The organism is Lysinibacillus sp. FSL M8-0134, assembly GCF_038069745.1.
Classification (GTDB): domain Bacteria; phylum Bacillota; class Bacilli; order Bacillales_A; family Planococcaceae; genus Lysinibacillus; species Lysinibacillus irui.
This window is the reverse complement of sequence record NZ_JBBPAJ010000001.1, coordinates 1,295,934-1,320,978: the sequence shown is the minus strand read 5'-3', so window position 1 is coordinate 1,320,978 and position 25,045 is coordinate 1,295,934. Positions and strand designations below refer to the sequence as shown.

Here is a 25,045-nt window from a genome sequence, read left to right as displayed (position 1 = left end):
AGGGTCCTAATTGTATTAATTAAAGGTTCTATTTTTTTCAACGATCTTTTAAACAAAAAAAGGCTTAAGCCCTGTAATGGACTCATGCCTTCCTCTTTGTTTTTTATTTTGGTAGAATAAACGTTGCTTTTTTCCCTTTAGAAATATCCTCTGCTCCTTGGTTACGAATTGGACCTAATTCAATTTCAAAGGCTTTATCTTTCCAAATCTTTTCATACTGCTCTTGATCTAGCACATAGATTTGTAATAGTTCACCCGTTTCACCAGCTTTAATGACATCTTTATAGCCATAATTTAATAGCATTCCTTCATCCAATAAATATTGAGTGCCATCATTCACTGTTAATTTTGAGGACAAAGACGATAAACCAATTTCACTTGTCGTTTTATTGTCTAATTTAAATTTAACTGTTAATAATGTTACGCCATTTGTGAAATTAGAAAAACGTGGTGCTTCCACTTCATTTGGGGTAAATGCAGTAAATTGATACCCTTCTAACACTGCATTGACATCACCAATTGGTTTGCTGTCGTTGATATTACTTTTTTCCTTCAGCATTTTCTTTTCACCCATGTTGTCCATCGTTGCTTTATCTTGATAGAACGCAGCGTTACTAGAAACCTTCTCAGAGCCTTGTGCATTAATTGCTAAATTAAATCGGCCTTCTGAACCAATAGACGTATCATATTTATCTTTCTCTGTAATTGGTAGTGGAACCATTACTGTAACTGTACCTAACTCATTGATTTTCGCTAAATGACTTTCTCCGAATGGATATGCAATGTAGCCAGTTACCTCTTCACCAGCTTTCAGCTCATAACCTGTTTGATAGTTTAATTTTGTAGGCAATTGCTGATCCTCTGGAATTAAATCCTTATAATTAGTATAGTATTTAGGTGCTCCTGTATAAGTAATATCTAAGCTTGGCATATAGTAGACATCTTTATCCATGTCATTTTTCACTGTATATTTTGCTAAAATAACCCCACCATTTGTTTCATCGTTAAATGGAATAGCAAAATCAGTGTGGAAGTCCTTTAATTCAACTAACGAGTAGCTATCAAGAGAAATTGAAACATCCTCCATTTTATGGACTTGTGGCTCTTTATTTTCATAAAGAACTTTTGCTGTCCCTTGTGTTTCCTCTTCCATATAAGAGATTAAAGAAGTAATATCTGCTGATTCCTTAGTTGGTTCTTCTTCTTTCTTATCTTCCTCATTTTTATCTGAATGTTCTTTTTCCTGTCCTTGTTCCTCTTGCGTATTTTTCGCATCATTGTCTTTCTTCGCTTCTTCCTCACTTTTTCCACATCCACTAAGAATAACAGCGATAGCGAAAGTAAGTGACAGTAATAATAATAAGTTCTTTTTCATTTCTTCCTCCATAATTTCAATAATCAGAAACTTCAAACTCAATTTTAAAATAGTTTCACAATAAACCATTTTGAGCTGATACCCATTTTAATCCACATTTTGTAATGAAACAACATTTTTTGGTAAAAATTATACTATCGCAACAAAGGCATACCAATAATTAACACTTTAGTAATCCGATATCATTTAATGTAATACAAATTATTACATTTTCTTTTTCGTGTAGCATTTTCATAGGTAGGTAAATAGTTCTTATCCTATTTATAACAACGGTTTTGTACTTGGATATGTAAAAAAGTTATAATATACCCAGGTCATAAGTCTTAAAAATAGAAAACATAAGATTCCTGTTCCTTACACTGAGAAAAAGCCAGGTACTCACTTCATTCTATGAGCTTCCTGGCTTTATCCTATAAATAGATGACCTTTCTCTAAATTAAAACAAACGAATTAATTGCTTTAAAATCAGTTCAATTGTATTTAAATAAAGCTAATTTTGTTAAGTATCTGTAATAACAATAGACGACAAGATAGGGCAACAGGTAGGAGAAAAATGTATAAATTATATTCCATCCATTTTCATAAATGATCCACCCGAAAAGAACAAAAATAAGTTCTAAACATGTTGTGAAGACGGTCATTATGACAATGACCATAAAAGTCCTTTTAAATTTTCTTATAAAAAAAACTAAGTAACAGGCTAATACAGGATACATCCCCAACTCCGAAGGCAATGAAGCAAGATTTTTTTGCTCTGAAAAAGGGGCTACCTCCCAAAATCCAAAATAATAAGCAATGGTATTTATAAAATAAGCTAGAACACTAGAAAAAGGGGCAACTGATACGATTAATAAACTATCTTTTTTGAATAAGTGCATGGAAGCTATAAGCCATGGAAGAACAAATGCAATTAGAATATTGAAGAACATTTGACTAACGTCCTTTTAGTACTATTATTAACAAAAATTTTTTTAACTACTCTTTAGAATACAGATTTAGCTATTATTTTTCTAGCAACCCTGAGAGCTCATTCCCCCCACCGGAGTAGCTGGATTTATTAAATTCATTATTTTCTTAAAAATTCTTTAAAGAATGTAGTTATTTATGTAATCGACACTTCGATGTAAATGGAAATATTTTTATTTTACAATAAGTTAGCAAATAAAAATCGCTTGTAGGGGGACCTAAAGATGAAAAGAACGAATCCAAACACAACAATGATCAACCCTAAAATTTTATATTATGGATTTCCTGTAATTCTACTAACTACGTTAAATGAGGATGGAACAGTAAATATAAGCCCATTGTCATCATCATGGGCATTAGGAGATTATATTATCTTAGGTATAGGGCTTGGTGGTAAAGCAATTGAAAATTTAGAACGGCATCCCGAATGTGTTATTAATATTCCTGATCCCTCTCTATGGGAGAATGTTGAACAGTTAGCGCCATATACAGGAAAAAGTATAGTGCCAGATTTTAAAAAACAGATTGGATTTACTTATCGAAAAGATAAGTTTGAAATTAGTGGATTAACACCTATTGAGTCTACAACAGTCATTCCTACTCGTATTATGGAGTGCCCCATTCAAATTGAGGCAAAGGTAAAACATATTCGGATCCCTAATTATTCTCCTGATTTCGCCATTGTTGAAACACAAACGATACATATACATGCTCATACGGACATTATTTTAAAAGATCATCATATTGATCCAAATAAATGGAGTCCTCTTATTTATAATTTCCGACATTATTTTGGTCTGGGTAACGAGCTAGGTAACAACTTTCGATCAGAAATGTAGACCTCTTTTATAACAAAAGCTGATGAGTTTGTATTTTCAACTCATCAGCTTTTAATTTAAAATCTCAATAATGTTAAATCTAAGTTTATGCTTGTAGCAGCTTTAAAGCCATCAGCAGCGGCGATCATCAAGGAAGAGGGTCCCGCTTTTTCAGTTTCACCTGCAACATATACTCCACTCACAGTTGTTCTTCCAGCACTGTCTGTTATAATGACTCCGTTTTCATCCACTTGACAGTTTAACTGTATAGCCAAATTATTTGGACGATAAAAACTTGGAACTACGAAGCCACCACTTCTTACAATGTTTTCACCTGTTTCTAATTCAATACTGTATAAATTACCTTCGTCTCCATGTAAATTTTTTATAGTAGCCGTGTAAACCATTATCTTTTTACGTTGAAATTCATTTTGTACGATATCGGAAAGTTGATGACCATTTGTAAATACGATTAAGTCCTGTGACCAATTATACAGCAATTTGGTCATATGATTAATGTGAGCTTCGCTTTCTGCTATTATAGCTAATGGCTTATCCTTTAGCTCCCAACCATCACAATATGGACAGCTGAATAAACTCTTACCATAATATTGTCTGATTTGTGGTATGGGAAACTCCTCTTGTAAACCAGTAGCTAATAATATTTTTTCTGTCAGATATGAATTATTATTTGATGTATTCACTACAAATAAATCATGTTGATCATCTTTTTTTATCTCAATAACTGTCTGATTTGATATTGAAATAGATGGATAAGACTGCAATTCTTTAATAGCAATATCTTTAAATTCATGAGGTTTTATTCCATCTCTTGTTAAGTATCCATGGGACTCCTGTGTTACACGATTTCGATTTGTTCCATTATCAAATAAAAGTATTTTCCTTCGTGCTCTACCCAAAGTTAAAGCTGCACTTAAACCAGCTGGCCCACCGCCTATAATAATACAATCGTATTGATACATCTCTGCTTTCCTCCATTTTCATAAAATACATTAAAGACCTTTAATATCTCCAATTAGGGTGAAAAACATCACCATTACATAGGTGATGCCTCTTTCATTTTTTTAGCTAGATCGACAATTAGTGTGTGATCCAATTCATCCAACAACTTTTCCTCAGCTGATTCAATCGCCTTTTGAATTAAACAATCAGGATTATGATTAAGACAATAATCAAAAATAGGGGTCAAACCTTCAACGGCTTTTATAACATCGAGTAATGAAAGTTCTTCCCATCCCCTTTTTAATTTATAGCCTCCATTTGCACCTGAGACAGATTCAATCATTCCTGACTTTACTAACTTTGTTAGTATTTTAGATAGATAGGTCGTTGAAACTTCTTGTCGTTCAGCTAATTTTGCCACCCCAATATGCTCATTGGGTGGATTAATAGCTAAAAAGAGCATTGTGTGGAGAGCATAATTAGTTGCTTTTGTTAGCTTCATCTTATCACCACCATATTAAGGACTTAATATATCTATAATATCTATTTATTTTTTTCCCGTCAATTTTTTTGTATCGATGCTAGTTTTATTTTAGTGTACAAAAAAGACTCGAAAAACAATTAGGACTTTTCCCCAAACCTTTATTAGAATCGATGTTTTCTATAATATTTCTTTTAGCAATGAGTCTATAAATCATAAGTGAAAATAAAAAACTGCATCTCCAATTGTTAGTTAATAGCTAACAAGTAGGATGCAGTTCATGATAAATGTGTATTTAATTATAAAGATTAAACAGCTGTGTAACCACCATCAATTGGTAAAGTTACGCCTGAAATAAATGATGAATCATCACTAGCTAGGAATAATACTGTTTTGGCTACTTCTACAGGTTTACCTAAACGTCCCATTGGGTGAAGACCTACCAAGCTATCAATGACATTTTGTGATAATGTGTTCATAAGCGGTGTTTCAATATAGCCTGGAGCTATAGCATTTGCACGTATTCCTTCTTTACTATATCTAGCAGCTACTTGTTGAGTTAGCATTTTAATGCCACCTTTTGAAGCTGAATATGGGGCAAGACCATCACGTGCAACTAGACTATGAATAGAACCAGTATTAATTATAACTCCACCAGTACCTTGTTTTTGGAATTGTTCAATTGCATATTTATCTGAAAGAAAGACACTTGTTAAATTAATATCAATTACTTTTTGCCAAGATGCTAAATCTAGATCGTGTACATCAGCCTCAATGTTAATGCCAGCATTTGCAAACATAACATCTAATTTCCCAAACTTTTCAACCGTTGTAGAAACTAAATTTTTAATTTCGTCTTCTTTTGATACATCAGTCTTTACAAAGATTGTATCGTAGCCTTTTGAATTCAATTCATCAGAGTATGCTTGTCCCTTATCTGCAACATCAGCGATAGCTACTTTCGCTCCTTCTTTTGCAAATTCAAGTGCTGTAGCTTCTCCAAGACCACTTGCCCCTCCTGTTACAATGACAACTTTATCTTGAAATCTCATAGTAAGTTCCTCCTACGTAATGTTCTAAAATATATCCCAGATTTGATTCAGGTTACGTTTCAATCGCACCTGATGAACCTGACACGCTAACGCAAGTGCTGTTACACGGCCAATATCAAAATGAACTTACAATCTAAAAAATTTGATATTGCCTCCTAATGCTTTTTATTTCTGCTTGCATTAGTAGTATATCTTCTAGGAAAAAACGTATTCAATACTTTAGAAGGAATGAGCTTATTCCTTTACAGTTATATAAGAAGGAGTTTAGCGCAATGAACCTATATAACATATCCCCCCAAGTTCACCTTGTTTTTTTATTGGTCATCCAATTTGGATTACATCGTATCTTTTATAATCCACTTTTTTCTACTGGAACATTCCTATTTTCTTCTTGATCATTAGCTTTTATGGCACTTCCCACGTTCTGACCATTACCTTCACCTTTATTTATTCGGTAATTGTTTTTTGATAGTTTCCATATAATTGCCCGCAAGCCGCATCTATATCTATACCAAATTGACTTCTTATCGTAACGTTAATTCCTGCTGACTTTAATTCTTTATAGAAGTTTTCAACACGATTTTCACCTACTTCTTCAAATCTCATAGGTGAACTAAAAGTTGGGTTATATCTGATGATGTTTACATGGTACAAGTTCCCTTTCTTATATCTACTTTTTAAAAGATTTACTATTTCTTTTGCATGTTCAATAGAATCATTCACTCCAGCTAACAAAACATACGCAATATAAACCTTTCTTGAGGTCACCCGTATATGCTCATCTAAAGTGTCCATTACATCCAATAAAGGGTATTGATCATTAATTGGCATTAACTTGCTTCGCTGGTCATTGAATGGAGAATGTAATGAAAAAGTCAAATTAACCTGCGGATAATTTTGAGTCAACTTTTTAATGCTTGGAATAATGCCTATAGTCGAAATTGATAATCTGCGAGGACTTAAAGCAAATAACCTCGGATTTGTAAGAACATTTAAAGCATCAAAAATTTGTACATTAGCTAATGCTTCCCCCATTCCCATAAAAGAAATACTATCAATTGAATGTCCTTTCAAGTGAAAATACAAAATTTGGTCTGTAATTTCATCTGATGTGAGGTTGCGTTTTAATCCTATATCTCCAGTAGCACAAAATTTACAACCAAAATTACAGCCACACTGAGAGGATATGCAAAATGACTCCCAACCAGCTTTGTATTTCATATTTACTGTCTCTATTTTTTCATCCCCTACAATTTCAAATAGAACTTTTGTCACTTGTTCAGAATGTTGTACTTTTAACGCTTCAATATTTAAAATCGATTCTCCAAACTCCTTTATTAACATTTCTCTTAGGGATTTAGGAAGAACCGTTATGTCAGTGAAATTATTTATCCGACCTTGGAATATAGCATTTGTAATTTGGTTCATTCTAAAATTAGGGAAATTATTCTGATTTAAGAACTCTTGAATTCTTGCATACTTGTTTTTTTGTTGCATATTTTCTCACCCTTCAATTTAACTCTTTTTTGCTTGAGTAAAATTTGAGGGAGTTATCATCTAACCTTTTTTATAAATTTAAGCACAAAAAAACACCGACACAATTATCGGTGTTACGCTTAAAAAATCATACACAAATAATCAAGGACATTATTTATGTCATTGAATTAAAGTTTATTTGCTGTAGAGAAAAAGCTCCGATAACTGATTTTGTTTGGTTATTTGGCTTAAAAAAGGACAGACCACTCCCTTTATACGCCAAACGATTTCCAAGTTTTGCATTTTTACCGAACAAAATTCTAAAAACTGTTATCATTGCTTTCACCTCTTTCCTGTAAATAATAGTAATAGATAACATAGCATGAAGTTTCCCTTATGTAAAGATAAATGTTTGTTTTACAGAGGTATCACTCATTATTATAATCACACTAAGGTTTTGCACTATATATGTGCCCCCGGCTATTTTAAGGTTTGAAAATAAGATTCCAGTAAACCTATTTTTACTGCTTGATAGTACGAATTCCCTCAAAAGCGTTTACTATTAATTGTTGTACATAGGATTCATCTAATGGTTCGCCGGTCACAAGTAATCGATAGAAAATTGGACCATAAATTAAATCAATACATATATCAATGTCGATATTTTTTTTCAATTCACCACGTTCTACCCCTTTTTCTAAAAGACTGCCTGCTTCAAGTCGGCGAGGGCGAAAATATCGATCACGATAGGCATCTGCCAATCCGGAATCAAATTGTCCTTCTCCTAATAATTGCTTAATTATTGTCCCCTCTCGACTCGTCAAAAACTTCGTTAAATTTGTGGCGTGAATAAGTATATCATCGTATGCCGAACCAGTGTCAGGCACAGGCAATCTTTCTGAGGCAGCATAAAGAAAACCATCCATTATTACAGCAGCCTTGTTTGGCCACCATTTATAAATAGTTGCTTTGCTAACTTGGGCACATTCTGCAATTTTATCAACAGTTACAGCCTGAAACCCGTTTTCTAATAATAAATCATACGATGCTGATAGGATTGAGTTTTGTGCTTCTAAATTACGTGGTCTCCCTCTTTTACCATCCATTATAAGTATCACCTTTCTTCCGGAATTTAAAAACTATAAGTTCAGTATATCAATTATATAGAAAAACAGAAAGTTGGATTTGCCTATTTACAAAACTGTACGTTCAGTATATTATGTTGTTAATCATTTTATATACTATACGTTTAGTATTTATAATTGAACAAAACTTAAGGGAGGAAACAACATGGCGTTGTAATTATTAGTGTTTAAACAATAAATTTTCACATAAGGAGTTGTTCAGTATGCCTAATATAACTAAACAAACATTTGAAAAAAACATCCCTTCTTGGTTAACTTTCCTGTTGGCAACAGCATGCGGTATCATTGTTGCTAATCTGTATTATGCACAGCCCTTAGTCGGAGTAATTAGCTCATCAATCGGGTTGTCAGCAAACAGTTCTGGCTTTATCGTTACGTTAACACAAATCGGTTACGTAGTCGGTTTGTTATTTATCGTGCCTTTAGGAGATATTTTAGAAAATCGGAAGTTAGTTGTCTCATCTTTACTTATCACGGCAGTTGCTCTCATCATTACAGCACTGTCTAAACAAACTTGGTTGTTCCTAGCCGCTTCATTTGTCATTGGTTTAGGCTCGGTAGCTACCCAAGTACTCGTCCCCTTTGCTTCTTATCTTGCATCCGATTCTTCACGCGGGCGAGTTGTTGGCAATGTGATGAGCGGTTTGTTACTTGGAATTATGCTATCACGTCCTTTATCGAGCTTAGTCGCTGATTTTTTTGGCTGGCATGCCATATTTATTTTATCTGCTATAGCTATTATTATTTTAGCTATCGTACTTGCGAAGGTGTTACCTACAAGAAAGCCTTCAACTGACACTCACTATTTAGCTCTGCTCTATTCTATGTGGCATTTGCTAAGAACAACCCCAATATTACGCCGTCGGGCTGCATATCATGCATGTGTATTTGCATCTTTTAGTTTATTTTGGACTACAGTTCCTCAACTGTTAACTAGCTCTATGTTTCATTTTTCTCAGAAAGAAGTTGCATTATTCGCGCTAGTTGGAGTTGCAGGTGCAGTAGCTGCACCCATAGCCGGACGAATTGCAGATCGTGGCTTTACTAGACCTGCAACAGGAATAGCACTCCTTACAGTTGTTATTTCTCTTTTATTGCCACTTATCATCCAAACAAGTTCACCCATCGGAATAGCTGTTCTCGTAGTTTCATCGTTATTGTTGGATGCTGGAGTATCCGCAAATCTTGTGCTCGGACAACGCGAGATTTTCTCGTTGAGTCCCGAAATTCGTAGTCGGCTGAATGGATTATTCATGGCTATTTTCTTTTTTGGCGGTGCAATTGGATCTGCAATAGGGGGGTGGGCATATGCCGAGGGAGGATGGAGTACAGCATTATGGGTTGGAATAACATTTCCAATTATATCCTTACTTTATTTTACTACAGAGAAGAAGTAATTCTATAATTTTTTCTTAGAGAAACGGAGTTGGAGATTTCTTCTTAATCCAAATCCGTTTCTTCAATTATTAATCTAACTATGTGCTTCATTACAAATTTATATTAATGTTGCCATGGGCCGTTTGGCACTCAGACTCATTCCTACTTCATTATTCACTATCTAATGTAAAAAGTATCGCTATAGCAGCAATTAACACTTTAATGCTAGCTTCTGTCGTATAAGCGTTCTAGCAATCCCATTTCATAGCCTTTTGCTACCGCCCCGACCCTTGTCTTCACCTCAAGCTTTTGGTTAATTGCCGCCATATGATATTCCACCGTCCGCTGACTCATAGCTAGCTCCCTAGCAATTTCTTTATTTGTCTTCTGAAGCGCTATTTGCTTTAGTACAGCCTTTTCTGTTGGTGTTAATTGATCAGCTCTCGGTAATGTAGTGATATTTTCCGGTACGAGCCGCAGACCAAGCATACTCTGCCGAATGGCATTTATTATTTGTGGATAGGTCGCCTGCTTCGATAAATAAGCATGTATTCCTATCTCATAAGCTTTTTGCACATATTCATCGTAGACATAACCCGACAGCACGATCATTTTGATTGCCATATCGTAAGTCCGCTTTATTTCTACTGCCAAGTCAAATCCCGTCATACCTGGCATGGAAATGTCAATTACGGCGACGTCCGGCTTCAATGTACCGATACGTTTAATCACCTCAAGCGGGTCACTGAATGTCTCTACGACCTGCATATCCTGCTCACGCTCTAGTCGATTTTTCAATCCCTCCATGACAAGTGGATGATCATCGAGTAACAGAACTTTGATTGGTTGATCCATAATTTGCTTCACCTCCCAGTTTTGGCAGTCTAATAAAGACAATCGTACCTCGTTCAGCTTCCGATTCAATCTCGATACCTCCTCCAAATTGAGCTACTTGACTACTGATTGTGACAAGCCCAAATCCTTTAGAGTCAGTACTGTCTTTAGCTTGTACTGGATCGAATCCGATGCCATCATCACTGACCTTTCCACAGAACGCGTCATCATTTTCCCATAGCTGAATTTCCAACTTTTGTGCCTTCGCGTGCTTAACCGTATTATTTGCAAGCTCCCTAACAATTCGAAATAGTGTCATTTTGTATAATGGAGGCAATGTAGCTGGCAATTTGTTGTCCAACTTAATTGCAGGGCCTCCGTTCTCTTTAACTGTGCGTGCGAGCCAGAGCAGTGCTGCATCTAACCCCGCCTGGTCAATGATGTGAGGATATAAATCATCGCATAGCTTTCGGATGTCACGTTGCGTATCGTACAAACATTTTAACCAAACGGCGGTTAACTGCCTGTCACTTCGCTCGGTATCGTGTAACTCTTCTAAATCGCGAGCAAGAAAAATTAGATTCTGCAACACATGATCATGCAAGTAATATGACAACCGAATCCGCTCTGCCTGCTGGGCTTCTAGCAATCTGTATTCTGAGGTTTCCTTTGGTAATTCACTTCTCGCTCCTCTTAGTTCATCGAGTAAAGCAGCACCCATCAGGAGACTAACGGTTTCTTGCCTTACTTTGTTGATTAAGCTTAGTTCTTCAGGCGTAAAGGAAGTATTATTTTTTTTTGAACCAAGTCCCAAATAGCCTATGACCTTTCCATCAGGCTGTACAAGATTCATCACTTGTGCAAAAACAGTTAGTGAAGGTTGGCTAAAATTGGTATGCGTCTCGGTAAATTGGCCTGTACCATAGATAATAGCTTCACTTCCCCGATTCCAGACGAAGCAAAGCCCTTCAATATCTGTCACGCTATGGACGAGCTCGGCAAGCATTCGTAATAGATCACGGCTATTACGATGCTCAGCAAGCCTAATCGACATCTCTAACCTTTGTTGATCCAATAGATTTTCCCGTTTCTTCCGCTGTCGTTTGAAACTATCAAGTCCAAGTCGGTGTAGCAATGTGAGAATAATAAACGCACCACACAATATAAGTGTTAGTAGAGATGCACTAGAACGTATAAGCGCTGCTATCAGGATAGTTGCAATCCCCAAAAATAATCCATTAATAACTAAACTAGGGAGATAAAAACGGATATCTAGCAGCTTTTGTCTGGTCCACAACGTTAGGATGGAAGCTGGGAAAACAATAAGACCGGCCAATGTCATATCCGGCAACACTATGTATTCCCCCCATAGTAGATCAGGGAGCGCATATAAAAACAGGTAAGGTAACAGGCCAAATGTCAATGCAGCAACAAATGTAAGAAGCTGATTTTTTTCAGCGCGATCCATCGTACGCCAATATATGATAGTAATGACGAATAGGGCAAGTAATGTACCAATCAGTGCTGCATGAAGAGCACTCCTGGTCCATCCTGGGATGACCCCTAGCGAGAAAACTAGTAAAGCATATACAGCGAACATAGCTGCCAATACCTGATAGACAGCCATTACTAAACCAATCCACCTTGGGACCGTGCGAAATACGAAGGCAACGAAGAAAGCAAATAGCAGGTAAGGCAACCAACTAACAACGACAGGCAATATTAGTCCAGTAAGCACAGTCTCTGTTGAATAGACCGATAGCAGCGTCGCCGCCATAAATACATTTAATGCATAAAAACGACGCACCATATAGGACTCAGGCTTGTTCCTATAGGCAGCCAGTCCGATAACGAGCAGCGCCAATTCCACGCATGCTGCATACAAACTTTTATAAACTTCTGACATTGCTAATTCACTACGCAATTCGAAGCGACCCAAGCCCTCGCGCTCGAACTGAAGTACCCCCAATTTCTTCAGATAAGCACGATTACCTAATTTCATTATTTCTGGCTTTTGACCATCAACCGTCAAAAGTCTGTCACCGATATGGATGTCCCATTCTCTAACCTTACCTGCTGGATCGATGGATGCAACGACCCAGGTGTTTCCGTCTTCAAGGAACATTAAACCAGTATATGGATTCTTTAAAGTAATGGCATGAATATAACCTGCAACAAGTAAAAATAACAAGGCTGAACTGTATACAGCTAAATTATATTTACGGGCTATTTTTTGCAAATCCACTCACCTCTCTTTAAGTATATTACTCTAATAAATCACTTAGTCGAGCATAAAAGTAAAGGTGAATGACATGCTAAGCGCTTATCGAACTCCCACTAAATACATGTTAATCATCCCCCATAAAAAATTGACAAATAAATGCAGCAGGATAGCGCCATAAATATTTTTGCGCAACTTCACTAAGATTTCTTCAGGAATCATTATGGCTAACGGAACGTACGCCCAGTTAATTGGCACTTGCCACATGTGATAGAGTTGAAAAATGATGGCAATCCATAGCCAATCAAACTTGAGAAGTCCCACTTTACGTAGCAAATAACCCCTAAAATAAATTTCCTCACCGATAAAATTTCCAATTAGGCCAATTAGCAATAACGGTAACGGAAAAGCTGGATCATAGTATCCTTGATAAAAAACATGCCATTCCCCCATATGGAAAGCAGGGAATCCATTCAGCCATTCAAAAAATGGTGGATAGACATATTTTACATAAGGTAACGATAAAAGCGTGAATAGAATCGTCAAAATCGGAAAGACGAATACCAGCCCTTTCAGATCAAGTCTGGTGAAGCCTAAGTATACGAGTGATTCCTTGAATGAAAGTCTGTCCTTGTATCGTAGCATTAGGAAAGGAACGAGCATATGCCAGCCGGCACTCATTAGGACAAGCACATATAACTGCACATAATGAGCTGATAAGTCGGTCCATGCCATTATCATTTCTCGAAGCGGATAGATGAAAACATATGCTATCAGACCGGGTAACAAACCAATAAACAAGTAAAAAGCAATTTCTTTTTTTGTTTTGGCTTCATATTTACGGACGAAACGGATATAGTTCGGATCAGACAAGTTGAAAAAATCTACAAGTTTACGGTAAACCTCAGACATGACAAAACCCCTCCTGTTATTCTCAAAATGAACTTTAATTTCTTAAAGTACTCATTGAGCATAGCGGAATTTGGTGTCTACAGAATCCGTATTTTCCGTCAAAATTAAGTTTACTTACGCATTCTTTTTGCGTGTTCACGCAAAGAAATAATATTGCGTTTTTTGTTACTTCACGTCAATATTCATTTAATTAATAAAAGATTCAGCCAATATACGGTAAATAAACAATTGACTTATAAATATCACAAGAAAATGTTGAAGTAAAAGTTATCCCTATAAATTGAAAACCCAAACAATTTACAGAACATTAAATTAATGTTTTGTAAATAGTTCGGGCTTTTTGGCTAAAATCTAATTAGGATGGTTCACTCCCTGCAAAATTAACTTCGAAAAATGAAAGAAACTAAAAATAATATTTTATTTTTTACCTACATGCTTCAGCTTCATGAAGAAAAGCTAAATTTAGCCAGCATTTCACCCCATGGAGCAATTCCTACTTCTTCAAATCCTACACTCGCATATAATCTTCTTCCCTGTTCGTTTTCCGGTTGATACCCAAGCCATACTACGTCAGTACAATCATTTCTGCCTTCTATATCTTGAATAATTAATTTCATTGCGGCCTTACCATATCCATGTCCTTGGAAACGTTCATCAATCATAAATCTATAAATCCAGTAGTTCCCATCGTCTGAATCTATTCCATACATTGCAAAACCTATTAACTTTTCATTGCAGTAGATTGATTTAATTTTTAAATGAGGAAATATTTTACTTTCCGCAATTGAATACAAATTTGATGCTACATAACTTTGCTGTTCCTGCTTTACTTTCAGTTCTATGCAATCTTCCCAATTACTTTGATCAATAGATTTTAAATAAATCAAATTTGGATTCCTCCTATAATAGTCTAGTTTATTTTATCCGAATCATTAAATTTATATTGTTTTATTTGCATAACACATCACTCCTTATAGGATATTATAGTTTACAAACTTTAATAGAAAAACTCTCATGTATAAATTGAGTTCTTTTATAAGAATATCCAATTTTACTAGCATTATATCCTGCGTTTAATCGTTTACTTCTGTAATATTACCTTCCATTTCAACTAATCGAATTTAAAATCATCACCTTCTTTTTATTTCTTCATATTCTATAGAAAGAAGTTGAATAATGTAGGGCAAACGTTATGGGAAGAAGCATATTCATGTTAGCGTTTGTAGTCTCTGGTGATTTCAGTTCATCAATAGTGTGGTTTTTAACAGCTTTATTTGTGGCAAAACAAAGCTGTTATCAATCATTTTTATGATTTCTATTATTGTAGTCGCAAGTCTAATATAGCGGTGCATTGACATAATCAGCTGTGTCTTTGAATAATCTGAAACAAAGTTAATCTTAGTACACAATAGAATTTTCCAAAAAATCACCATGAAGCCTTTATAGTTTTGTCATTGAAGAACTAGGCACAGTTGCACCATTTATAATCCATATTAACCGTCTATATTTTTACAAAATAGGACAAATTTAGGCTGTTTCCTACAAAAAGAGTTGCTTTTTTACTGAAAGTGAGATTTTGTAAATTTCTGTTCTCATAACATCCCTTTAGAATGATAGAATGTTTTTATACAGTGAAAGAAGGAGGAGAAGGATTCATTGTCTAATCAAAATGAAACTTCATTAGATAAGGAAAAACAACCTGATCAGAAAATTAAAATAGAAAGAAAAGAGGGAGAACCGACTGCTGCTTTTAAAGGTGCTTCTTGGGCAGCTTTGCTAGTAGGTGTTTCTGCTTATCTTATAGGATTGTTCAACGCAACGATGCAACTAAATGAAAAAGGGTATTACTTAGCCGTTTTAGTTTTCGGACTCTATTCAGCCATATCGTTACAAAAAGCGGTAAGAGACAAAGATGAGGGAATACCCGTTACTAGTATTTATTATGGTATTAGTTGGATCGCACTTATTCTATCTATTTCATTAATGGGTATTGGGTTATATAATGCTGGAAGTATTGTTTTAAGCGAAAAAGGTTTTTATGGTATGTCCTTTGTTCTTAGTTTATTTGCATCCATTACGGTCCAAAAGAACATTAGAGACACACAAAGAGCAAAAGAAAGAAATTAAGTTATATCACTCAAGGAATCTAGAAGTTCATTCTGGATTCCTTTTGTCATTTGTTCTTGTCTCATTACACTCCTAAGCGTATCAAGTCCTCGGCCTGTCCAAGTTCAGTACAATACGCTTTCGATTTATGTAAAAATCTTTCCTATTGATATTTGGTACCCTGCCCCCTGTTGTACGTTGATAGTGAAAAAAGTCGAGACTAATTTTTCAAGCCCCCTTCCCTCTATCAAATTCCGAGTAAAACAATGTTATGTCAGGAGACTAGACGAAAAGAGCATGGCTGTAATTAGCCATGCTCCGTTAGATATACATTAATCTATATTATTTTTCTCCACTTATCGCAACTAAAATCTTGGATTGTGTTTTGTCACTTGTTAACGTTTTGAATCCTTTGTCAACAATCTCATCTAGTTCAATTTGACTTGTGATTATTCCTTGTGGTTTTAGTTGACCAGAGCTCATAGCATCTATTGTTCTTTGGAAAATTGATGGTGTATAAACAATTGATGATAATACATTAACACCTGTATTTGTAAGTTGCATTGGATTCCATTCGATCGGTCTAGCAAAAATCGAAACAATCATCATATTACCACGAGGTTTTGTTACATCAATTGCTTGTTTAAAGGTAGGAGCTACTCCAGCAACCTCAAAGGATACATCAACTCCATCTGCTACGATTGCTCGAACTGCTTGTACAGGATTTTCTTTACCTGAGTTAATAACATGAGTTGCCCCTAATTCTTTTGCCTTCTCTAGTCGTTCGTCAGATAAATCTAATACAATAACTTTGCTTGCACCAGATGCTTTGGCAGCGATTACTGTTAATAATCCGATTGGTCCGGCCCCAAATACTGCAACTGAATCTCCTAGTGTAACCCCAGCATCTTTGACAGCTTGTACAGCAACAGCCATTGGTTCTACAAGTGCACCATCTTGTAATGTTAAATTATCTGCTAAACGGTGGATATTTGTTACGGGGACGTTGACATATTCTGCAAATCCACCGTCTCCATGTAATCCGATGAAGTTAAATCCATCATATCGATCGACATCTTCATGCTTGTTTCTATACGTTAAAGTAGGGTTGATTACAACTCGGTCCCCTGCTTTAAAATCAGTAACCTTAGCGCCAACTTCTTCGATGATTCCAGCAAATTCATGTCCCATTGTAAGTGGGGCAACCTCACCTGTTAATTCAGCTTTGACATCAACTGGTACGAAAACTGGACCTTCTTCGTATTCATGCAAATCACTTCCACAAATACCAGCCCACGCTACTTTTACTTTCACTTCTTCTTCTCTTAAAGCTCGTAATTCAACCTCTTCGACTCTAATATCTTTCACACCATGCCAAACTGCAGCTTTCATTTATGTTACCCCCAAAATTATTTAAATTGATACCATAAAATAACATCTTTAATAGCTACTCGTGCATTATCAAAATCCGATGCTTCTATACACTTGATAAATGTATTGATGGACATATGATAGGATTCAACTAGATTCATTTTCCATTTTGTTTGTGCAGCTACGTTTGTAACAAATATGGTTTCTTTAAAAAATCGTAGCATCGCAATATTTCCTGTAACATCAAAAAACAATTGTAATAAGTGTGCAAACGAAACAACATATTCATAAATATTTTCAGCAGACTTTCTTTGTTTCATTGCTTCAAAACGACGTAATAGTTCGCTTTGCAAATCGGCCGTCCATTTAGATTCACACTTTGTAAGTGCAGTATCCAACAGGTAATAAAGCGCTTCCAAATAATCCTTCAATTCCTGATCCGTTATAATCTTCACTCTTACACCTTTATGTTGAACTTTTTCAACTACACCATCTTTTTGTAAAAGATAAAGAGCCTCACGGACAGGTGCATGACTTACTTGTAACTCTTTTGCAATTTCCGCTTCTATTAAGCGCTGACCTTGTTCATAATACCCAGAAAATATACGAAATAATAATCGTTCAGCTATTTGCTCAGAAATTGTTTTTTTTGAAATTGAATTTTCATCAAACCCCATTAAACCACTCCATTAAATTTATATCTTCTATTTTAACATAGTTCAGTGTATAGGGTGATTAGCTAAAGGTGTTATATATTATGGATTATAGATTATCGATAATCTATAAAGGTATTTTAATATAAAAGCTTGTTACTTTCAATTATCTTGTTTTGGAATGCTATTGAAGAATCTTTTAAGAGAAGTTTAAAACGCTAGGAAAATGATTGTTACGTTGATTTGATAGTTAATTTGAGATGGTTTGCGAAGATGAGGATATAAGATAGTAGTTCTGAGCCTTACATAATGACTCACATTAGATTGATATGGAGTTTTAGAATAAAGTTCCTTTGATTTTTTTAATATTGTGTAGTAATATATACATACTTAAAAAGAATGTACAGTACTTTTAGTTACTTTTGTATATTATAGGAGGTTTACAATGCAAAAAATTTATAATATTGGTGTTGAAGCTACACTTGAAGTCATTGGCGGTAAATGGAAACCGGTTATTCTTTGTCATTTGAACCACCATGGTAAAATTCGAACAAATGAATTCCGACGATTAATTCCAGGTATTTCCCAAAAAATGCTCACAAGTCAATTAAGAGAATTAGAACAGGCAGGATTAATCAACCGAAAGGTCTTTAATCAAGTACCGCCCAAAGTGGAATATTCCTTAACCACTTATGGACAAGGAATGGAACCTATTCTAAACATGCTTTGCACTTGGGGCGAAAAGCATGTTGAATTATTACAGGAAAATGGCGAAGATGTCATGTTAAAACAACGTGATGATGATATAGCCATGCAGCAAACATCGTAATGAGAAGGAAAAAGAGACTGTCAAACACAAGACAGTCTCTTTTTCCTTTTTAACGCATTTAGGGTTATGTCGTATTATCTATTGAGAATGTGAACGGTGCCATAGGATCTTTCATTTAAGAATTTACTATTTGTAAACGATGAATCTCTTGTTTTTCCAGTAGCGGTTCTGTTTGCTGACCACAATATTTATAATGTTCAGCGTTCATATGAAATATAAGCGCCTCTTCATCTTTCCATCTTTCATAAAAAATAAATGTATCACTATTTTCAACAGATTCATGAAGAGTATATTGGAGACAGCCGTCTTCCATTCGAGATGCTTCAACTAAGTTTAATAACTCTTTTCTAAGCAGTTCACCTTTCCCAGATTTAGCTTTTAAAACCGCATTGATTATAATTTCTGTCATTATTTTCTTTCTCCTTGTTAAGGATAGATTATCCTCTTATTCATACATATAAGATCGCGTCATAGGAATTGAATCATTAATGCCTTTTGTAAATACAAATTGATGTAAATCAATATTACCTGTAAAGAATGAAGCTGCACAGGCATTTAAATATAAGCGCCACATACGAATGAATCGCTCATCTTTAGTCTGACGAATTTCACCTAGCGCATGTTCAAAATTTCGAGCCCAGTGTTGTAAGGTTTTACCGTAATGTCTACGTAAGCTTTCCACATCAACTATATAAAATTGTTGATTTGTCATATTGGTAATTAATTCGTTGACAGCAGGAACATATCCGCCAGGGAAAATATATTTTTCAATCCATCCATTTGTAGCACCATTCGTTGGCGATGAAATACAATGAAGCAGAGATAAACCGCCGTTATTTAATAGTGTATTCACAGTTTCAAAGTATTCCGTAATGTGATCTTTTCCTACATGTTCAATCATGCCTACACTAACAATTTTATCGAATTTACGACCTTGAATATCACGATAATCAAGTAAAGATACTTCAACCAACTCAGTAAGTCCCTCTTGCTTAATTCGCTCAGAAGTCTGTGCATATTGCTCCTCACTTAATGTTACGCCCATGGCTTTAACACCATATTGCTTTGCTGCAGCTGTGATCAGTTCACCCCATCCACAACCAATGTCCAATAAAGTATCACCTTTCTGAAGATTTAACTTCCTTAAAATATGATTTACTTTATTATGTTGAGCTGCTGTTAGAGTATCTTTATCGCTTTTGAAATATGCACAAGAATATGTCATTGTGTCATCGAGCCACAATTTATAGAAGTCGTTCCCGATATCATAATGGTAAGCAATATCTTCTTTATTTTTTTGTTTGGAGAAATTCCATTTACTTTTGAAATATTGCAATTTACTATTCCCTAAAAAACTATCCTGCTTTTTGTAAATAGATTGAATTGCTTTTTCAAGATCTCCTTGTATTTCAAGATCTCCATTCATATATGCTTCACCAAATGCAATAGAAGGGTCCATAGCAACCTCTTTTTTTGATAGAGGCTTATGGAATGTTACATGGAAACGAGGTTTTCCCTCACCATAATGTAAGGTTTCACCATTCCAAAGTGTAATTTGAACAGGGTCTGAAAAGAGATTTTTTAGTATATTTTTATAAAAAAATTCTTCAACCATTTAAACATCTCCTATTGAAAAGTTAAAAATATCTAGATGACCATGATGAGTAAAATGAAAAGGTTACTCTTATAAAGCATGGATTCCATCATTTCTTAAATCAGTAATTTAAACACAAGACATACACCTATATAGCCCTTATAGTGTGGCTCTCTACAAAGGTATACAAGCTAAGTCTTACCTATCAATGTTATTTCAAATCAGTCTTCTTATAAAAACAGGAAATACTAAGATAAACAGCCAAGGCTTTTTTTAGCACTTGGCTGCTGAAGTATCTTTAAAATGCCATATATCTAGAAAACAGTTGTCAGTAACCAGATTATTCTAAAATCCTTTGTAAATCCTTCTAAGCCATTTCATACTCTCTTTACTTAAGATCGATTGGAAGTGGTGCATGAGGAGCTATTAGTTTTTGTTCACGCATTTCTTTCCAGAATGCTGGCGGAATACTGTATTTAATGCAGCTTTGTCTTCTGCAATTCGCTCTGGTTTACTTGCGCCAGGAATAACCGTAGCAACTGCTGGGTTCGCCAATGAAAATTGTAAAGCAGCTGACTTAATGCTGATTTGATGACGATCTGCAATACTTTTGATTTTTTCTACTTTCTTTAATAAGAAAAAGTTCACACGATAAAATACCTCATCATTCATTCTCGTCTTACAAATGTCATTATGAAATATATCTAACACAATAAAAAGTACGTACTTAAAAGTGCTATAGAAACAAAAAAGTACCTAAAAGAATGGTAAATATATCTGATAGATACCTTCTTGGTGTTCATTTATCTTGTTTAAATGTGCCTTATCTAAAGAAATTTTCTCACAACATCTACTCATTGATAAATATAGGAATAACCCCATTTCTACTACCTCTATTATGCCCCTCCTAATTACTTGTACTTCATCTCTTTTCATTAGTTATTGCGCTTATCAATTCACATTGCTGTTCATCTAAAGCGAAATTTTTCAAAATCATCACCATCTTCTTTTCTCTTCATATTCTAGAGAATCAGGTCGAATATTGAGGGGGAAACGTTATGGGGATTGAATTCACAGCTCTCCATTGGATTTACGTTGTTTTTATTGTGCTCATCATCGGATTTATGGTTAAACGTCGCGATACCACCCTCATTTGTATACTTGGCATCTTTGTGCTCGCAATCGTTGCGACTGGCGATTTAACTTCGTCTATCAGTGGCGTTTTTAACAGCTTTATCTATGCCATTACAGAGCTGTTATCAACAATTCTTATTATTTCGATTATCGTTGCTATGAGTCGAGTGATGATGTCTTCAGGTATTAATGAGGTCATGGTTGCACCTTTCACAAAGATCATTAAAACACCTGCCCTTGCCTATTGGACGATTGGTCTGTTAATGATGTTAATCTCCTGGTTTTTCTGGCCATCTCCTGCAGTTGCATTATTAGGAGCTGTGCTCTTGCCTGTTGCCATTCGAGCGGGACTTCCGGCACTTGGCGTTGCTATGGCGATGAACTTATTTGGGCACGGGATTGCGTTATCAAGTGATTTTGTCATACAAGGGGCTCCAAAATTAACGGCTGATGCTGCGGGTATCCCTGTTGGAGATGTAGTTTCGGCTAGTATTCCACTCGTCATTACAATGGGCGTTGTAACCACAATTGTTGCTTATATTTTTTTACGGCGAGATATGAAGCGAGGAACGCTGCTTTTAAATACTGGCAACAACGAAGAGGAGGATGGCGAACAAGAAACTGCGGAAAATTTACTGTCAATTGGTCAAAAACGTTTCTTCGCCGTGCTTATTCCCATTGCCTTTATCTTAGACGTCATCGCTATGTCAGTATTCAATTTAACGGGCGGCGATGCAACTGCTTTAATCGGTGGAACCTCTGTTTTTATTTTACTTTTGCTTAGTGTTGTTACTCATAAAGGAGAAGGGCTCGAGAAGACGACAAGCTATTTGATTCAAGGATTCCAATTCGGCTTTAAAGTTTTCGGGCCTGTTATCCCAATCGCCGCATTCTTCTATCTTGGAGATGCTGGCTTCACACAAATTCTCGGTGACCACCTACCTGCTACCTCGCATGGTATTGTGAATGATCTTGGTGTTGGTCTTGCAGCGGTCGTCCCTTTAACAAAGGAAATTGCGGTTATCACGTTGGCGGTCGTCGGTGCCATTACTGGATTAGATGGTTCGGGCTTCTCTGGAATTTCCCTAGCAGGATCAGTTGGCAGTCTCTTTGGCAATGCCATTGGAGGGGGAACAGCCACTTTAACTGCTTTAGGGCAAATCACAGCGATTTGGGTAGGCGGCGGTACTTTGATTCCATGGGCTTTAATTCCCGCTGCTGCAATTTGTAATGTGAGCCCATTTGAATTGGCAAGACGTAACTTAATTCCTGTCGTTATTGGGCTGATTGTGACAACGATTGTAGCTGTGTTTTTAATTTAGATAAAAATGAAAAGAGATGGTCACTTTATTAGAAACCATCTCTTTCACTCTCCACATAATATTTTTGTAAGTTCTTATGAAACATTTCTTTTAGTTGGCATTCGTTAATGCCTAAAATATAGGCTTCTATCATTATTTGTTCCACACTCATCGATAGTTGTTGAAGTGAAATAGTCTTTGCTTTATTAGAATCTACAGTAACAAGTGCTCTAGTATGAGGGTTAATGGTGATAATCCCCTTTTTTTGAAGCTCTTTGTAGCTTTTACGAACCGTATGAAGATTGAGGTTTATTTGTGTCGCTAACTTGCGAATAGAAGGCAAATGATCACCCTTTTTTAAATTTCCTGTCGCGATTAATAAATGCAGTTGCTGGGTAAGTTGCTGATAATAAGGAATTTTGCTCCTTCGATTTACTTTTACATTCATTTGTCGAGGAATCCTTCCATTAAAATTTCTTTTTGGCAATAAAATGATGCATGATAATCATCATTAATAGTACAAGCAACAGTGTGACAACAATAGTAACGTAATACCATGTTTCCACGTCACCTGTCACTAATATCGTTGTAGCATACAAGCTATTACTAGCAGGATTAAGTACATCTAAGAATGGATGTAAACCAGCACATAAACGACAAATAAATAAGACAGCTATACTTATTAAAGCAATAAATGGTGAACTATTAAAAAATGTGCTCATCATGGTAACAAGTGTTATGACAAATAACAGCCAAATACAATAAAATACTAAAGCTATCAATGCATGAGTTATCGGTACAGAGGTAAATAAATAAGATGTATAGCCAAAGGACATTGCATAGCCTAGAGCAATACATAGAACAGCTAAAACATAATGACTAAGGATCTTACTATTTAAGTAGGATGAGATAGAGACAGGCCTTGTGAAAATGAATGCCATCATCCCATTGGCTTTTTCTCCTTGAATAATGCCCATCGTCGCAATGGCAAGTATGATAATACCTAGTTGATCAAATTGGGAATTAAGGGTGGAGGCCAGCACTTCTTGTCCCTCTGGCTTTGCCAATGTAGGATCAATCATAATCCCTTCAATCCCACCCATTGATTGTAAAATAGCAGGCAAGAAATACATCATGATCGGTTGAGTTAGGCCTAGTAGAATAAATACAATTGGTAACCAAACTACTTTATATTCCTTTGTCATTTGATTGATTTCTTTTTTACTTAATGCTAAAAACGTATTCACTCCACGTTACACCACCAATTCTAAAAATATTTCTTCTAAGCTTTCTTGAATGCCAAGATCAAACTTTGTAAATAACACGTTTGAATCCAAGCCGTACTGTAGCAATCGATGGGCATCCGCTTCCAATTGATTAACGTATACTTTAAAACCATCACCACTACTTTCGATTCTCTTTACATACGGTAAATGTTCAATCGTTGTGAGCCACTTAACATCTTTCTTTTGAATCATTAAAAAGATAGCTGAGTCTTGATAGCGATTAAGTAACTCTAATTTCGACGCATCTTCTATTTTGTAACCATTTTTAATCACGACAAAGCGTTCGCAAATTTCCTCTGCATCACTTAATATATGGGTGGAAAATAATATGGTCGTATCTTTTTTTATGTCGTTTAATAAATTCAATACTTCACGTCTACCTATGGGATCTAGCGCTGATACTGGTTCATCCATAATGATGAAAGCTGGCTTGTGTAATAAAGCTTGTGCGATGCCAAGACGCTGTTTCATTCCTCCTGAAAATGTTCCGACATGAGCATGTGCTTCTTTCCCTAAGCCCACTTTTTCTAAAAGAAATGGAATGTCCTTTTGTAGTTGATTTTTCGAAATACCAGAAAGTGTCCCCATAAAGGATAAAGTTTCAAATGCTGTCATCCAGGAGAAAAAATTAGGATACTGTGGTAAATAACCGATTTTGTTTTTCATCTTTGAAATTTTTTGTCCATCAAGTACAATGTCTCCTTCATCTGCATTAAGAATGTCAGCAATGATTTGAATTAATGTGGTTTTCCCTGCCCCGTTTGGTCCAATAAGTCCTACACATTCATTCGTATCGATAACCATTGAAAAATTATTCACAGCCGTCTTATATTTAAACTTTTTTGTAATATTATTAATTTCTAAGCGCATGTTTATTTACATCCTTTCTGCCAATCACGAAATATAGAACAGAACCAATTGTATTAAAGAATAAAATAATAATTGCCCACATCAGTATATTTTCTCTCGTCTCTCGGTGCCGATATAAATCGACTAGTGCAACAACGATAAGTAAAAATCCTACGAATAAAAAAGGTAAAAGGATTGGTAGTATACTTGCCCAATCAATTTGACCTAAGTCTTCAAAACCGTAATGTAATTTCATCTTAATATAGCCCCTTTCATTATCATTATCGATAATGATAACAGAA

Annotated in this window: 25 protein-coding genes and 1 pseudogene; 5 read left to right on the top strand and 21 right to left on the bottom strand. The window is 35.5% G+C overall.

Features of this window, described 5'->3' with window-relative positions:
* Positions 1-103: 103 nt before the first annotated feature.
* Positions 104-1,375 (bottom strand): DUF5068 domain-containing protein, encoded by a 1,272-nt coding sequence (locus MKY49_RS06460; protein WP_274796275.1) that lies wholly within the window; start codon positions 1,373-1,375, stop codon positions 104-106.
* Between the two features lie 470 nt (positions 1,376-1,845).
* Entirely contained in the window at positions 1,846-2,253 is a 408-nt protein-coding gene (locus MKY49_RS06455) for a CBO0543 family protein (protein ID WP_341386911.1), read from the bottom strand.
* Positions 2,254-2,565: 312 nt separating this feature from the next.
* On the opposite strand from MKY49_RS06455, the gene MKY49_RS06450 reads away from it, so the two are divergent.
* On the top strand, positions 2,566-3,180 hold the full coding sequence (locus MKY49_RS06450) for a flavin reductase family protein (RefSeq protein ID WP_341385817.1): 615 nt from the start codon (positions 2,566-2,568) through the stop codon (positions 3,178-3,180).
* A 56-nt stretch (positions 3,181-3,236) separates the two neighbouring features.
* Here MKY49_RS06450 and MKY49_RS06445 read toward each other — a convergent pair whose 3' ends face one another.
* The 6 genes from MKY49_RS06445 to MKY49_RS06420 form a co-directional block, all read right to left on the bottom strand.
* Positions 3,237-4,142, bottom strand: coding sequence for an NAD(P)/FAD-dependent oxidoreductase (locus MKY49_RS06445; protein ID WP_341385816.1), 906 nt, complete (start codon positions 4,140-4,142; stop codon positions 3,237-3,239).
* A gap of 74 nt (positions 4,143-4,216) precedes the next feature.
* A complete protein-coding gene (locus tag MKY49_RS06440; RefSeq protein ID WP_274796270.1) occupies positions 4,217-4,624 on the bottom strand; it encodes an Rrf2 family transcriptional regulator in 408 nt (135 codons plus the stop codon).
* 287 nt (positions 4,625-4,911) lie between these two features.
* Positions 4,912-5,655: an SDR family NAD(P)-dependent oxidoreductase gene (locus MKY49_RS06435; protein ID WP_274796269.1), complete on the bottom strand. Its 744-nt coding sequence runs from the start codon at positions 5,653-5,655 to the stop codon at positions 4,912-4,914.
* A gap of 447 nt (positions 5,656-6,102) precedes the next feature.
* The gene (locus MKY49_RS06430) at positions 6,103-7,152 is read right to left on the bottom strand and encodes a Cfr family 23S rRNA (adenine(2503)-C(8))-methyltransferase (protein ID WP_274796268.1); all 1,050 of its coding nucleotides are present in this window, start codon (positions 7,150-7,152) and stop codon (positions 6,103-6,105) included.
* 154 nt (positions 7,153-7,306) lie between these two features.
* On the bottom strand, positions 7,307-7,468 hold the full coding sequence (locus tag MKY49_RS06425) for a hypothetical protein (protein WP_274796267.1): 162 nt from the start codon (positions 7,466-7,468) through the stop codon (positions 7,307-7,309).
* 184 nt (positions 7,469-7,652) lie between these two features.
* Positions 7,653-8,237, bottom strand: coding sequence for a TetR/AcrR family transcriptional regulator (locus tag MKY49_RS06420; protein ID WP_274796266.1), 585 nt, complete (start codon positions 8,235-8,237; stop codon positions 7,653-7,655).
* 242 nt (positions 8,238-8,479) lie between these two features.
* Here MKY49_RS06420 and MKY49_RS06415 point away from each other — a divergent pair, with 242 nt between their 5' ends.
* Positions 8,480-9,673, top strand: a complete 1,194-nt coding sequence (locus MKY49_RS06415; protein ID WP_322610391.1) for an MFS transporter — start codon at positions 8,480-8,482, stop codon at positions 9,671-9,673.
* Between the two features lie 205 nt (positions 9,674-9,878).
* Here MKY49_RS06415 and MKY49_RS06410 read toward each other — a convergent pair whose 3' ends face one another.
* The 4 genes from MKY49_RS06410 to MKY49_RS06395 form a co-directional block, all read right to left on the bottom strand.
* Entirely contained in the window at positions 9,879-10,508 is a 630-nt protein-coding gene (locus MKY49_RS06410) for a response regulator transcription factor (RefSeq protein WP_274796264.1), read from the bottom strand.
* Complete coding sequence (locus tag MKY49_RS06405) at positions 10,474-12,732, bottom strand: sensor histidine kinase (protein WP_341385814.1); 2,259 nt, start codon at positions 12,730-12,732, stop codon at positions 10,474-10,476. Before MKY49_RS06405 ends, MKY49_RS06410 begins: the two co-directional genes overlap by 35 nt.
* A 78-nt stretch (positions 12,733-12,810) precedes the next feature.
* The gene (locus MKY49_RS06400) at positions 12,811-13,620 is read right to left on the bottom strand and encodes a CPBP family intramembrane glutamic endopeptidase (RefSeq protein WP_274796262.1); all 810 of its coding nucleotides are present in this window, start codon (positions 13,618-13,620) and stop codon (positions 12,811-12,813) included.
* Positions 13,621-14,063: 443 nt separating this feature from the next.
* A complete protein-coding gene (locus MKY49_RS06395) occupies positions 14,064-14,507 on the bottom strand; it encodes a GNAT family N-acetyltransferase (protein ID WP_274796261.1) in 444 nt (147 codons plus the stop codon).
* 769 nt (positions 14,508-15,276) lie between these two features.
* Here MKY49_RS06395 and yiaA point away from each other — a divergent pair.
* Complete coding sequence (yiaA, locus tag MKY49_RS06390) at positions 15,277-15,747, top strand: inner membrane protein YiaA (protein WP_274796260.1); 471 nt, start codon at positions 15,277-15,279, stop codon at positions 15,745-15,747.
* Between the two features lie 321 nt (positions 15,748-16,068).
* Here the strand turns inward: yiaA and MKY49_RS06385 are convergent, their stop codons facing one another.
* Complete coding sequence (locus MKY49_RS06385; protein ID WP_274796259.1) at positions 16,069-17,118, bottom strand: 2,3-butanediol dehydrogenase; 1,050 nt, start codon at positions 17,116-17,118, stop codon at positions 16,069-16,071.
* A gap of 17 nt (positions 17,119-17,135) precedes the next feature.
* On the bottom strand, positions 17,136-17,774 hold the full coding sequence (locus tag MKY49_RS06380; protein ID WP_274796258.1) for a GntR family transcriptional regulator: 639 nt from the start codon (positions 17,772-17,774) through the stop codon (positions 17,136-17,138).
* Between the two features lie 421 nt (positions 17,775-18,195).
* On the opposite strand from MKY49_RS06380, the gene MKY49_RS06375 reads away from it, so the two are divergent.
* Positions 18,196-18,579, top strand: a complete 384-nt coding sequence (locus tag MKY49_RS06375; protein WP_274796257.1) for a winged helix-turn-helix transcriptional regulator — start codon at positions 18,196-18,198, stop codon at positions 18,577-18,579.
* Positions 18,580-18,694: 115 nt separating this feature from the next.
* On the opposite strand, the gene MKY49_RS06370 is transcribed toward MKY49_RS06375, so the two are convergent.
* The 3 genes and pseudogenes from MKY49_RS06370 to MKY49_RS06360 form a co-directional block, all read right to left on the bottom strand.
* Positions 18,695-18,988, bottom strand: coding sequence for a putative quinol monooxygenase (locus tag MKY49_RS06370; protein WP_274796256.1), 294 nt, complete (start codon positions 18,986-18,988; stop codon positions 18,695-18,697).
* A 36-nt stretch (positions 18,989-19,024) separates the two neighbouring features.
* Positions 19,025-20,194, bottom strand: coding sequence for a cyclopropane-fatty-acyl-phospholipid synthase family protein (locus tag MKY49_RS06365; protein ID WP_341385813.1), 1,170 nt, complete (start codon positions 20,192-20,194; stop codon positions 19,025-19,027).
* Between the two features lie 367 nt (positions 20,195-20,561).
* A pseudogene (locus MKY49_RS06360) lies at positions 20,562-20,809 on the bottom strand (aldo/keto reductase); the annotation flags it as partial.
* A gap of 422 nt (positions 20,810-21,231) precedes the next feature.
* On the opposite strand from MKY49_RS06360, the gene MKY49_RS06355 reads away from it, so the two are divergent.
* Positions 21,232-22,629, top strand: a complete 1,398-nt coding sequence (locus tag MKY49_RS06355; RefSeq protein WP_274796254.1) for a hypothetical protein — start codon at positions 21,232-21,234, stop codon at positions 22,627-22,629.
* 28 nt (positions 22,630-22,657) lie between these two features.
* Here the strand turns inward: MKY49_RS06355 and MKY49_RS06350 are convergent, their stop codons facing one another.
* The 4 genes from MKY49_RS06350 to MKY49_RS06335 are packed head-to-tail and all read right to left on the bottom strand — an operon-like array spanning position 22,658 to position 24,999.
* The gene (locus MKY49_RS06350) at positions 22,658-23,056 is read right to left on the bottom strand and encodes a GntR family transcriptional regulator (protein WP_312505745.1); all 399 of its coding nucleotides are present in this window, start codon (positions 23,054-23,056) and stop codon (positions 22,658-22,660) included.
* Between the two features lie 19 nt (positions 23,057-23,075).
* Entirely contained in the window at positions 23,076-23,855 is a 780-nt protein-coding gene (locus MKY49_RS06345) for an ABC transporter permease (RefSeq protein ID WP_274796252.1), read from the bottom strand.
* A 6-nt stretch (positions 23,856-23,861) separates the two neighbouring features.
* Complete coding sequence (locus MKY49_RS06340; protein WP_274796251.1) at positions 23,862-24,764, bottom strand: ABC transporter ATP-binding protein; 903 nt, start codon at positions 24,762-24,764, stop codon at positions 23,862-23,864.
* A complete protein-coding gene (locus MKY49_RS06335) occupies positions 24,748-24,999 on the bottom strand; it encodes a PLD nuclease N-terminal domain-containing protein (RefSeq protein ID WP_322610383.1) in 252 nt (83 codons plus the stop codon). The genes MKY49_RS06340 and MKY49_RS06335 overlap by 17 nt, the downstream gene beginning before the upstream one ends.
* Positions 25,000-25,045: the final 46 nt, after the last annotated feature.